Raw genomic sequence first — 12,596 nt, 5'->3', positions numbered from 1 at the left:
GACAGTTCATTCAGATTCATTGCATCAGATAAGGTAGACACGATCTTTGTCGAAGGTGTATTACGCGAGGGATTGCAAGGTACTATCTGCTCTCTGGTTGTCAATTACAATCGGGTTCTGACCAGGAATACGAAAACGATAGAATTCGATGTGACGGAAGGCGTAATCAGTGAAGTGCGAATGGCGTTGGCCGACGGCAATTTTGAATTCTCGAGTGCGCCTTTCATGATCAAACTCACCGAGGTTGATTTATACAAATTCAGCAGACTTCTGGGCCTGAGAGAAGAGATGCGTGGTGTACTCGATCTGGAGTTTGTACAGGACAGTGTAGTGATCAGTGCACGTAATATCGATTTTATGGGTTTAAAGAACGGGCATCTGGAAATGTCCGGGCGTCACGAGAATGGGAGTATCTTGGTGGATTCTCTTCACATTCATGATGATAACGCTCAAGTGTTTGATGCAAGGGGCGTTGTCTCGCTTGAGCATTCGGATCTCTCGGCAAAATTTCAGGATGTTGGTGTTTGGGTGCTGGTTTTCTTGAAGAGATTCTTAAAGAATCCGACCGGACTCATGACCGGACAAGTCAGCTTTCAAGGTAACCTGCAGCAGTTTTCATTTGGCGGTGGTGGTAAGATACACGGTGGATCATTTGGTGTTGGCGTCATTGCATCCCAGTTTGACTCGGTTACTACAGACGTAGTGTTTGAAGGCAATCGGATCGTTTTTGTCTCCGGCAAAGGGCTCATGTCGCCGGCGAACGGGCGGGAATTGTCGGGACAATCGATATCCGGCGGTGGAGTAGTGAAACTCGAGAAACGGTTTGGCGTGAAAGATCTCAATTTTGATTTTAGTTTCGTTGATGCGCCAATTCAATTTCCTCCTTTTGCCTACGGTATAGGCAGCGGCAATTTCTCGCTGAATATGCGTGATCGCGTAATGTATTATAACGGGAACATTTCAGTCAAGGAAGCTGTTGTGCCCCTGGAATTCGGGATGAAGATCGATGAGGAGCAGGAGACGCCCGATGATAATTGGCGGTTGAATGTAAGACTTAGAGGAGAAAGAGATATATGGCTCAGGAATCGCGATGCAGATATTGAGTTTGGCGGAGAACTTTCCATCGTCAAGGAGAGCGGTCCAGTTCACCTTTCCGGTGTTCTGGAAACCGCTCGAGGGAATTATTATTGGTTGAATCACATACTCTCAATAACCCAGGGCAAGGTTACTTTCATTCCCGAGGATGTAATCGATCCGGACGTTGATTTCTGGGCCGAGATGGATACGAGGGAGGGTGTCAAGATCATCTTGCATCTTTACGGACATATCTCAGAACCGATATTCGAGTTCTTTACTGACCCGCCCGGTGAATACACCGAACAGGATATCGTGACATATTTGAATCTTAATATCACATGGCAGGAACTTGAACAGATCAAGCGTGGCGAATACATGAGCAAAGTCATTCCCCATAGTCTGCTCTCCTGGTTGGAGGGCGACGTATCGCGTGCAATCAAACAATATACGGGGCTCGATTATTTCCGAATCGAAACACCTTTCTTCGAGGCAAATGAAAAGACAAAGCTAACGGTCGGAAAGTACATTTCGCGTAATCTTTTCGTCACCTACACATACGATATAACAACTTTTTCAAACGAATTCAACGTGGAATATTTCATTGATGATAAAAATAAGATCCATGTCGAGCGTGACGACACTGGCGAGTACAGTCTTCAATATCAATACCGGCTCAGATTTTGAACATTGTCAGAGTTATCGATGTTGACACTATGGTGTTTGTTGTTATAATAATCAGTTAAATGGCAGCGAAAAGAAACAGATGTGCTGTCGTTGTGCGAATGCCGGGGATGACGTGACGACATCATCGGAAGAAAGAATTTTTCAGTGATATTCTTAGGTAAAAGATGGAGGTTAATTTGAATAGGATATTTGCTTTAGTTGTGCTCGCATTATTGAGCCGTGCTGAGCAGATTACACTCGTTAGGGACCGGGTAATTCAGATGCCCCAGCCAACGCCTCTTGCCGCAGAACTTACGGTCGAGTTGGCTTCTGATATGGGTAGTCAGAGGATACCGGTCAGGCGGTTTACGAATCTAAGATTGTTCCGGGGATTCCGGGCTCCATTACCGCTGGAAGGCAGACAGGATCTAAACATTCTTGTCTTGAAGGTTGAGTTTGTTGAAGATGACGAGGTGTGCACGACCGGCGATGGAAAAATGGATCTGACGGGTTTTGGTATACCGGATGATGGTTTGTTTTACGACCCGCCACACAGCGGTATCTATTTTTCGCGCACTATGGAATTCTTAACCAATTACTACAAAGTTAATTCTTTTGGCAACTGTAATGTGACTTACACCGTTAAGCCCGATCATAATCTTGCCAGCTACCAGTTGCCACATCAGATGAGATACTACAGTGGTTTCGTCGAATACGATGCCGATAATGGTTTTGTATACTACAACACATATGCTATGGAGATGGGGCTTGTCCGCATCCTGGCTGATGCAGTTGCTGCTGCAGATCTCGATGAGACGGTTGATTTTTCTGACTATGACGCGATCATAATCTTTCATGCTGGTACTCAGTGGCAGACGAGCATCAATTTCTTCAGATTCTGTGATATACCTTCGGCGACGATTCCACCCGGTGCACTTGAGTTCTATCTCGGTGTCCCGCACATTCTTGCGAACGGTGGAAGCGATACCATTGATTTCCCGGTCAGCGTGAACGCCGAGATGGCACGAGTGGGTGAGTATATGCTCGGCGCTGTGGGTACCGTCGTTCACGAGTTCGGACACATCCTCAATTTGCCTGATCTGTACGATATCACGGGTTGGTCTAATGGCGTGGGCGCATTCGATCTGATGGGCACAGGTGGTTGGGTAGGTAGTCCCGCTGCCGGTGCGCCTGAAGGCTCGATACCTGCGAATATGGGGGCATGGCCCCGATACGTATTGGGCTGGGTGACCCCGACCGTCATCACTTCCGCCGAAAGCCTGTTGACAATTCGGGCTTCGGCCATTGATACCACACAATATAGCGTGGCAGATCAGACGATGCTCAAAGTGCCTATTTCGGAAACTGAATTCTTCCTGATCGAAAACCGCCAGCAGGACATAGTGCAGAAAGACACGATCATTATTGACGCCGAGGATGGAGTGCCCGTATATGTGGATAATGGAGAATTTGATTTTTTCTTACCGGCGAGCGGTATTGCCATATGGCACGTCGACGACAACATAGTGAATGCGTACTTCGCGAGTAATACAATGCAGATTGATCCCCAGCACAAGGGTGTTGATCTCGAAGAGGCAGACGGTATTCAGCATTTTGATGCATACTACTTTGGTGATTCCTTGGAATATTACGGCTCCAGGTATGATTTGTTTTTTGTTGACGATAGCGGCAAGGCGAATTATCATTTCGGCCCTTCTACGAATCCGAACTCCGATGCGTATTACGGTAAATCACTTGTTGATATAGAAATCCTTTCGCCGCTTGATACGGTGATGGGTATTTCGGTGGACTTCAATCTATACCAGGCTGGTTTTCCAGTATCGGCACAACTCGGAGTCGGCGTGAAGGAAGTCAGTTATGGCGATCTGGACGGCAACGGCGATTGGGAAATTATTGTCGCCACCGATGGCGGGCGTATCTATGTTTTTAATCATGATGGCAGCGCCTATGCAAGCAGCCTCGTTGGACAGATCAGTACTTTTCTCGCGGTGGGTGACATCAATGGTGACGGCGCGGATGATATCGCCTTCGGTTCCGGTTTCAACATGGTCTGTCTGGACGGCAACGATCTGAGTACGATTCCCAATTTTCCCTTTGCTACGGGTGATGTTATAGTGGGCGCCCCGTTGATTTTTGATATCGATGGAGATTCTGACCACGAGATAATATTCGGAAGCAAGGACCGCATGCTATATTGTCTCACAAGCGGGGGGCAGAATATCAGTCAATATCCGATTTACCTGAATACGGAACTCATATCGACGCCTTGTGTGTTTGACCAGGCGGAACGTCAATTGGGTGTGCTCGGTTCGGACGGCAGATTTTGGATACTCAACAGCGAAGGTGTCGTTCGCGAGTTCACCGAATCAATTCATAACATGCTCACCTACGCGTCCCCGGTTGTGGGTGATCTCGATCGCGATGGTGAAAACGAAGCCGTGACCATTAATGGATACGGTACGATATACATATACAATAAGGATACTCTGGAGACGAAGTTCGATATTCTGATTGATACAATATTCTACTACACGCCGGCACTTGCAGATGTCGACCATGATGGATTTCTCGAAATCATAATGCCCAATAGCAGCAAGACGCTATATGTCGCGAACAGAAATGGGACGTCAGTTGAGAATTTTCCGATCCATTATGATGATTTTTTGCTCAATCCCCTGGTCATTGCCGATCTTGATGGCAGTGGTAGTGAGGAGATAGCCTTTGGCCTCGCGACGTCGGATTCGCTTGGAACCGGATATCTCAAGATTATCAACGACCGCAAGATGGAATTCGATTTCTCTCCGTTGTTTGGTGAAGGTGGTTTCTCCAGTCCTGGTGTGATACTCGACTTGGATGGTGACGGAGATATCGAACTTGCCTGCGGTAGTGATTACGGAAGATTATACGTCTGGGATTTCCCCGGTGCGCGGGTTTCATGGCAGGGTTACATGAATGCACCGAATAATGCAGGGTATTTCACCGGCCAGTTGTCGGATGTTCAGGTGTCCGCGTCGTTGCTTGGTAATCTCTATATGTATCCTTCACCGGTACAGAATCTTGGACGCGCGCGTTTTTTCCTGAGCGAAGCTGCGGATGTTACCGTTGAGATACTTGATATTACCGGACGTACGATAGGCGAGGCAGTGCTGTCAAGCGCAACCCAGAATGAGTACAATGAAGTAGAATTTGATTTTACGAGACAGTCAAATGGGTTATACATACTACGCGTCAAAGCGCAAAATGCGAGCAGGAGTGAAGTTAAATTCAAGAAGTTTGCTGTCCTGAGGTAGGAGGTTTTGTGGTTTTAGGTATTTCACTCATATTGGTCCAGGCTTTAAATCCGGTAATGGCGTCGATCATGGTTCCGGGCTTGGGACAAATGATCCAGGGCGACAAGACAAAAGCCCAGACGTTCTTCATCGTCGAAGGTGCGATTTGGCTATCCTATTTCGGTTTCAATTATTGGGGAAAGCGAATCGATGGTTCCGCGCGTGCGTTTGCAATTGACCACGCCGACGCTAATCCTTTGCGTAGCGACGATGCGTATTACGACGCCGTGGAGGATTTTCTCACATCGGCCGATCACAATTTAATGGTGGAACGGTATGCGAGTTTGTACTTTCCAAACGACCCAGAACTTCAGCAGCAGTACATCGATGCCAACGCCTATTTCGGTGAAGATGAATGGGCATGGGATAGTATTGGCAGCCGGAGTTACTACTGGGAGCAGAGAAGACGGTCACGCGAGAACCGGCGTCGTGCTTCTTTTATGCCCGGATTCGCCATCATCAACCGCATCGTATCTATGGTTGATGTTTTGCTTTTCAGCAAGCAGAAGAAATTCGGGCTTGATACTGATGACGGGCGGATCGGTTTCTATTACAGATTCTAATACCGGTTCGTGCCCGGCGGATCGGCGCTGGACAAATCCATAAACCCGCGAGTCGAAATCCAAACTTGAATCCAAAGGAAGAACTCTGCCAACGCGCGGTTGAGATCCTGAGAGGCGCAACTTCTGTCTTCGTGATGACCGGTGCCGGCGTGTCTGCGGAAAGCGGCATACCGACATTTCGGGGTACAGATGGTTTGTGGAAGAACTACTCAGTGCAAGACCTGGCCACCCCTCATGCGTTCAAGAGGGATCCGGGTCTTGTATGGGATTGGTATCGATGGCGGCAGAACATCATTCTTAAGGCGCAGCCCAATCCTGCGCATTACGCGATCGTTGAGTTGGAGAGGATGTTTGAACGTTTTCTTCTTTTGACCCAGAACGTGGACAACCTGCACTATCGGGCAGGTTCACGCAAGGTGCTGGAGATCCACGGCAACATCTTCCGGGTTCGCTGCTCTGAATGCGGAAAAGAGAATCCGTTCACCTGCATTGACGAATCTATTCATGAGTTACCCAGATGCGATTGCGGGGGGCTGTTGCGGCCAGACGTTGTTTGGTTTGGTGAGGCTATCCCTTCAAGGGTTTGGGCTGAATCGCTGGACTATCTGAATACAGCCCAGGTGGCGGTGTTCTGTGGAACTTCCGGTGTTGTCTGGCCTGCAGCTGCAATCCCCGGGCTTGCGAAAGAGCTCCGTATCAGAACGATAGAGATAAACCTCGAACCGACACCTTTCAGCCGTACTGTCGACGTTTCGATAATGACAAGAGCAGGTGAGACGTTGCCGCGAATCGTTAATGCTCTCTCGGCTGCGGAGTAACGAACGGCGAAGTTATCGTATGACTATTATTTTCTCGAGTTCCCTGAGTTCGTTTTCAAAAAAGTAAATACCTGGACTGATACGGTCTCTGGATACATTTCTCCCGAGTATGTCGTACAATCTTACGTCCTTGCTAATATATTTTTTGATCTGGCCGCTTGTTATCGGCACACCTACCACCGGTGTACTCACCTGATTCTCGATGATGCCAACGTTGATATCGGTATTACCATAGATGTCGAAATCGGTGTGAAATTCGTTCCAGATCGTTAGGAAATATTCAGTCCCAGCCTCTACTGACGGATACTGTCGTTCATAGGCGCTATTGTCTGATATGAGAAACTCAGAGCCGACAGGCATGCCGTTCTCTGTTAAGAATCGCCCGCAAATACCGTTGAGATTCTCGACCCACACCACCAGAAAGTCGCTCCCGTCGAAAGTGACCGACGGGGAATTCTGGTTAGCCGCCCCTTCTGCGATCAGTATCCTATCGCCGATGAGATTTCCGTCAACGGATATGAGTTGACCATAGATATCCTGATCGGTACCGGTAGGGCAGAAATCAGCCCATGCGATGAGGTAGTATTGACTGCCGAATTTGATGGCGGGTAGCGTCGATACGCCCTGGGTCATCCCAATGTAGAAACTGGGACCTTCAGGTTGTCCGCCCGCGTCAATGAACCTTCCAACGACACCCTGGAATTCCTCGGACCAGACGATGAGGCAGCGATTTCCGTCATACGCTATCTCTGGATTGTAGTCGCCTGTTCCCACGGTATTGCCATTGTCCAAAATAACTCCCTGAGGGCTTACGCGCTGCACTTTTATTATTCCGGCACGCGTGTCAAAAACATCATCCAGATAGGTGACGAAGTAATTTTGCCCGGCCCAAGTTACGGATGGTTCTGTCTGACCGCCGGCATCGTTACAGATGATTATCAAGGAATCGATGATATCCAAGTCGGCCGTGACACGCACGCCGAAGATATCGGACATGTTTCAACAACTGTCCTGGACGACAACCAAGAAGTTTGTTCCGTCGTATGCGGCATCAACACTTATTGTACGGTCACGCATCAGGAGCACACCGTTCGTGTCGAGGACAAGTCCCTCCTCAGTAACTCTTGCCGCAAAAGTTGAGCGGTCAGATGGATAGAATCGGAGGTCTTGCCAAAAGGTGTAGAACTGGTTATTGGTGAATTCCACTACTGGACGGTGTTGCGATTCGATCTCTACAGATACCGGGAAGTCACTGCCAAGCAGAAACAAAATTGCGATTAGCATGGTATTCACGCACTCAATAATGTCAAGAAGTATGCGCGCATCATGAGTGTTTTAGTACTTCAATGATCATTTCTTCGGTTTCGCGGGCGTCTTTCTCGTCCATCAAATTGATAGCGAAACCGGCATGTATCATAACGTAATCACCGATTTTTGCCTCGGGGACCAAGACGACAGAAATCTCACGACGCACCCCCAGTATTTCGGCGATTGCCGTCTCGCCTTTTATCTCGTCTATGCGTCCAACTACCCCTAAACACATGTCTCAGTTTCCATCCTTTCTTCATATATTATATCCAAGAACAGCCGTAAATCAAGTAGATTACGAATACGACCAACGAAATACGATTACGATACCGTTTCGTCTTTCGTTACCGCCAAACGAATGATGATTTGCCCGGTGTTCGTTCTGTATTTCGAATGTCGAAGGTTTATGTTATATGGTGTTGCCGTACGTTTGGGTATGATTATGTGTAATAGGTGAAAGACGCCTAAAAGCAAAACAATTGTCCACACCAGCTACCATAACGTACTACATTCAACCATCTATAGTTCAAGCAGTATCGCCCCATGGTCGTTCAGGTCGTAACCGTATATTTCGCGGGTATACTCGCGTACTCCATTGACATAGTATGCCCCGAAATTGTTACTTAGCAGTAGGGTCAGTTCATCGAGGTCAATGAGATATCTATACCAGAGCTGATGCCGGAAGTTCCACACACCTTGTTCCTGTATGTTGCTGTCGTACAATTTTTTCGTGCCCTCTGTCGAGGAAATATCATTGCCAAGGTATGCAATCATCGGTAGCCAGGGTCCGACCAATATCACGCTATGAGCTGCGACATCAGCTTCCGTAATTTTTGTTGCATCGGCAATTTGTTTCCTGCGAGCCGTGATATTTTTGATTACCGCTCCGTCATCCACGGCGCGGATACTGATATGACCTTCCCCGGCGTGTTGTATACTGGCGAATGTCAAAAATCCATGTAATAGCACGAAGCAACAGAATAGTATTAACAGCGGTTTTTTCGCGACCCGGGAAATGAAAACAAGCCCAAACGGAATCATTGGAATCAAATATTCGAAATGGTATGGAGTCACGGCGAATGAAAGAAAGGCTATTATCAGTGACAACAAGATGAAAAGGTCATTCTTCGTAGGTTTGAACATCATCACTCGGAAACCCTTCAGAGATGTAACACCTATCAAGATCAGCACCACCAGACCTGGAAGTCCGAAGTGCTTTATGGCTCCGTATCCTGTTTGAAGCCAAGTTGTTCGCGGCGGATAATGGTGAATAAAGCCAAATCCATAGGTCATATACACTGGCATGAATGCAATGATTGATATAACTAGTGATGCCAGGACGAATTGGATAATATGCCGTTTTCGGACATCGCTCCTGCCCAGCAGAAACACGAAAGGTATCAGGAATAACGTCACCTGTGGTCTTGCGCTCACCGCCAGGCCCATCATTATCCCGCCAATGATGAATCTCCTGCGTACGATAAAATACCAAGAGAATATAACAAATGAAAGACCCCACATATAATCCATGCTGTTGGTGCTGTTTATCAAGAGCAGCGGCGTGAATGCGTAAGTTACCGTGAGTAATCCCTTATTGCTTGTTTTGTTCTCTTTCAGTAAATATGCGAAGGTGAGAACGGACAATAGAGAAAGCAGCATGGTCAGGCTGTTCGTTGCCGTCCACCCAAAATTGATGAGCAGCGAGTCAATGAATTCAGGCAGCGGGTAACCCGGAAACCGGGATGTGTGGTATACGAAGTGGTAGCGTAAGTCAAAGGCTGAATTCGCGACACGCCAGGCATCGGGATCCAGGCCGAAACCCAGAAAGAGCATTGGAACACGCACGAAGATGAACAAAAAGATGAGAAAGAAAATATTCGGACGTTTGAGCCAGTCTAGTTCCAAAAATCTCTCCGCCCAGCAAACTTGTGACATATACGTTTATGTGCACTTTTCCGCATTCGCGGAAATTACCTGTCCGTAAGATATGCAACCGTCGTTGTTCGGCAACTGCCTGTGCGTGTACACTCTGAATCCACCTTTTTCCATGCGGTTGATCATCAGGTTCAAGAGAAACCGGTTCTGAAAAACACCGCCAGAAAGGCAAACGCTTTTCAGCCCATGGATTTTCCTTATTTTATCGGCGACATCGAAGGAGAACTCTGCTATTGTATTGTGAAATTTCGTTGATATTAACGCTTGGGGGATCCGTTGCTTCATGTCACGGAGTATCGCCCTCAGGGTTTTCTTTACTACGATTACCATGGGTGTGCCATCTTTGATCGTGAACGGGTAGTAATCTTTTGTAGTATGCGAAGCCATGTACTCCAGGTTTATTGCGGCTTCGGCTTCATACGTTATTTCTTTGGTTATTCCAAGCACCGCGGATACGCAATCAAAGAGTCGTCCCATGCTTGAAGTGTATACAACGTTACTGTCTTCGTCGATCATCCTGTGGATTATTTTCATTTCGGCATCACCGGTGATCTGCAGTTCTTCATTAAGCAGCGAATAAGCGTAGGCAACCGCAATGCGATACGGCTTCTTGATACTCGATTCACCCCCGGGGAGGGGAAGGTACTGCAGATGTGCTGCTCTTTGCTGGCTTTGTATGTCCCCGATGAAGAACTCACACCCCCAGATCTTGCCGTCAAGCCCGTAGCCGGTACCATCGAAGGCGATGCCAATGCATTTTTCTGCCACCCGGTTTTCTCCAAGGCATGACACAAAATGTGCCACGTGATGCTGTACACTCCTCTTGATCCCGGGCAATCTTTGTGCGATCTTCGTCGAAAGATAATCAGGATGCAGGTCATGTACTATCAACTCCGGATTGATCCTGAACCAGCGCTCATATTTTGCGAGCATTTCATTGAAGAATTGGAGCGTCTCCAAGTTGTCGAGGTCTCCGATGTGAGGTGAAAGGTATGCTTCCCGGCCGCTTGCCAGCGCAAAGGTATTTTTCAGGTAAGGCCCCACGGCCAGGGTAGGCTTCACTGGATTTGGCAATTCGATCGGCACGGGTATGTAGCCGCGTGAGCGCCGAATGATCGAAAAACCCCGGTCTGCGAGAAAATAGCCGACCGAATCGTCGCAGCGGTTTTCAATGTTACGGTCATGGTCAGCGTAGAACGAAACCAGGGACTTCAATTTGTGTCTGACTTCGTTGGCATCTCTAACGATCGGTTCGTCCTGAATATTGGCGCTGGTCATGATAAGATAGGGTATTTGTTCTACGATCATATGGTGAATGGGTGCGTATGGGAACATGATTCCAAGGTATGGATTCTTCGGGGCTACCTCGTCGCAGATACTGCTTTCTTTTTTCTTTAGCAAAAGGATCGGTGCTGCTGGAGAATTCAACATCTCTTGTTCTTCGTCCGTTATATGAACGACATCATGTACCAGCGAAGGTCTGATCATCAAGGCAAAGGGTTTTGTCGGTCGGTGCTTGCGCTGCCGGAGTCTTCTAACGCTGTTACAAATCTGAGCGTCACATGCGATGTGGAAGCCACCGATACCTTTGACCGCGACGATCTTGCCTTTCTTCAGCAATTCCACCGTGGCAGAGATGGGATCATCAGTTATGATCTGTCTTGCAGACACCGAAAATAATTTGTAGTGCGGTCCGCACGCCTGGCAGCAATCCGGCTGAGCATGGAATCGCCGGTCTGTGATTTGTTTGAATTCAGTGCTGCATTCGGTACACATCTTGAATCCATGCATCGAAGTTCGCCCCCGGTCATAGGGTGTATTGATGATGATTGAATAACGTGGTCCGCAATTCGTACAGTTTATGAAAGGAAACGCGTGGCGCCGATTTTGCGGATCGCGCATTTCATTGAGGCATTCGACGCATGTTGCTATGTCCGGGCTTATCTGGGTGAAGCCACTAGTGACCTTGCTCTCTATGATGGAGAAGTTGTCGTACCCCGTAGTCTTGAGGTCAGTGCTTGTCATGCTGTCGATCCTTGCGGCCGGCGGCTTATCGTTTGGCAGGATCTCAGCGAATCGGCGGAGATTTTCTTCTCCGCCTTCAATTTCCATGTCAACACCGTCGGTGGTGTTACGGACGAATCCGCAGAGTCCGAGTTCGGTCGCCAGACGGTACACATATGGGCGAAAGCCGACACCCTGGACAATGCCCCTAATGCTTATTTTTTTTCTTCCTGGCATTTATTTCTTTGCTTACATACTTAAACACTTTTTCGAAGCCTTGTTCTGTTTTTGATGAAACTTCGAATATCACTGCCCTTGGATTTTCTTTCCGGACGTTCCTTTTTGCCACCTCGGGGCGGAAGTCTACATAGGGCAGAAGGTCGCATTTATTAATCACGACTACCCTGGCAAGGTGGAAGAGCAAGGGATACTTCAGGGGCTTATCATCACCCTCGGGAGTCGATAGTATTGCCAGCTTGAAATCCTCGCCGATGTCAAACTCGGCCGGGCACACCAGATTGCCGATATTCTCGACCAGGATGAGATCGTAGTTCTTTTTGATCTTCGGCAGAACCTGGGCGGTCATAAAAGCATCGAGGTGGCACTCGGTAGCCGTGTTGATTTGAATTACATCGACGCCAAGGCGTGAAATGCTCTCGCTGTCGATCTGTCCCTTGATATCACCCTCGATCACCAGTATCTTGTAGGTCTTTTTCATCCCGGTTACGAGATTCTTGATAAACGAAGTTTTCCCTGCTCCCGGCGATGCGATTATGTTTATTACGAGGCAATTTATACGATCAAAGATGTTACGATTTTCCCTTGCTCGTTGTTGGTTCGAAACGAGCACGGGTTTCAGCACTTTAATTTTTTTCATT

10 protein-coding genes are annotated in these 12,596 nt (G+C 47.8%); 4 read left to right on the top strand and 6 right to left on the bottom strand.

The genetic code is table 11. The features are described 5' to 3' along the window. The 4 genes from OEV79_09840 to OEV79_09825 all read left to right on the top strand — a co-directional run. A partial coding sequence (locus OEV79_09840) for a translocation/assembly module TamB (GenBank protein MDH4211731.1) occupies window positions 1–1,761 on the top strand: 1,761 nt, incomplete at its 5' end. Between the two features lie 176 nt (window positions 1,762–1,937). After that, the gene (locus OEV79_09835; protein MDH4211730.1) at window positions 1,938–5,051 is read left to right on the top strand and encodes an immune inhibitor A; all 3,114 of its coding nucleotides are present in this window, start codon (window positions 1,938–1,940) and stop codon (window positions 5,049–5,051) included. Window positions 5,052–5,059: 8 nt separating this feature from the next. After that, window positions 5,060–5,653 carry a hypothetical protein gene (locus tag OEV79_09830; GenBank protein MDH4211729.1) on the top strand — a complete coding sequence of 198 codons (594 nt, stop codon included), beginning with the start codon at window positions 5,060–5,062 and terminating at the stop codon, window positions 5,651–5,653. Between the two features lie 65 nt (window positions 5,654–5,718). After that, a complete protein-coding gene (locus OEV79_09825) occupies window positions 5,719–6,471 on the top strand; it encodes an NAD-dependent deacylase (protein ID MDH4211728.1) in 753 nt (250 codons plus the stop codon). A gap of 12 nt (window positions 6,472–6,483) precedes the next feature. Here OEV79_09825 and OEV79_09820 read toward each other — a convergent pair whose 3' ends face one another. The 6 genes from OEV79_09820 to hypB form a co-directional block, all read right to left on the bottom strand. Then, window positions 6,484–7,467 (bottom strand): hypothetical protein, encoded by a 984-nt coding sequence (locus OEV79_09820; GenBank protein MDH4211727.1) that lies wholly within the window; start codon window positions 7,465–7,467, stop codon window positions 6,484–6,486. Between the two features lie 3 nt (window positions 7,468–7,470). Next, window positions 7,471–7,755 carry a hypothetical protein gene (locus tag OEV79_09815; GenBank protein MDH4211726.1) on the bottom strand — a complete coding sequence of 95 codons (285 nt, stop codon included), beginning with the start codon at window positions 7,753–7,755 and terminating at the stop codon, window positions 7,471–7,473. Between the two features lie 40 nt (window positions 7,756–7,795). Then, window positions 7,796–8,014 carry a HypC/HybG/HupF family hydrogenase formation chaperone gene (locus OEV79_09810; protein ID MDH4211725.1) on the bottom strand — a complete coding sequence of 73 codons (219 nt, stop codon included), beginning with the start codon at window positions 8,012–8,014 and terminating at the stop codon, window positions 7,796–7,798. A gap of 284 nt (window positions 8,015–8,298) precedes the next feature. Further along, complete coding sequence (locus OEV79_09805; GenBank protein ID MDH4211724.1) at window positions 8,299–9,684, bottom strand: hypothetical protein; 1,386 nt, start codon at window positions 9,682–9,684, stop codon at window positions 8,299–8,301. A gap of 36 nt (window positions 9,685–9,720) precedes the next feature. Beyond that, window positions 9,721–11,955, bottom strand: a complete 2,235-nt coding sequence (hypF, locus tag OEV79_09800; protein MDH4211723.1) for a carbamoyltransferase HypF — start codon at window positions 11,953–11,955, stop codon at window positions 9,721–9,723. Then, window positions 11,927–12,595 (bottom strand): hydrogenase nickel incorporation protein HypB, encoded by a 669-nt coding sequence (gene hypB / locus OEV79_09795; GenBank protein ID MDH4211722.1) that lies wholly within the window; start codon window positions 12,593–12,595, stop codon window positions 11,927–11,929. The genes hypF and hypB overlap by 29 nt, the downstream gene beginning before the upstream one ends. Window position 12,596: the final 1 nt, after the last annotated feature.

It is taken from the genome of candidate division WOR-3 bacterium (genome assembly GCA_029858255.1).
Classification (GTDB): Bacteria; Hydrothermota; Tepidihabitantia; order SM23-42; family SM23-42; genus SM23-42.
The sequence above is the reverse complement of the archived record's forward strand: the minus strand, read 5'-3'. Positions and strand labels throughout refer to the sequence as shown.

Bases quoted from the DNA above. Each gene is read 5' to 3' on its own strand.
- OEV79_09820 (MDH4211727.1), bottom strand. From the start codon at position 7,467: ATGTCCGATATCTTCGGCGTGCGTGTCACGGCCGACTTGGATATCATC.
- OEV79_09815 (MDH4211726.1), bottom strand. From the start codon at position 7,755: ATGCTAATCGCAATTTTGTTTCTGCTTGGCAGTGACTTCCCGGTATCT.
- OEV79_09810 (MDH4211725.1), bottom strand. From the start codon at position 8,014: ATGTGTTTAGGGGTAGTTGGACGCATAGACGAGATAAAAGGCGAGACG.
- hypF (MDH4211723.1), bottom strand. From the start codon at position 11,955: ATGCCAGGAAGAAAAAAAATAAGCATTAGGGGCATTGTCCAGGGTGTC.
- hypB (MDH4211722.1), bottom strand. From the start codon at position 12,595: ATGAAAAAAATTAAAGTGCTGAAACCCGTGCTCGTTTCGAACCAACAA.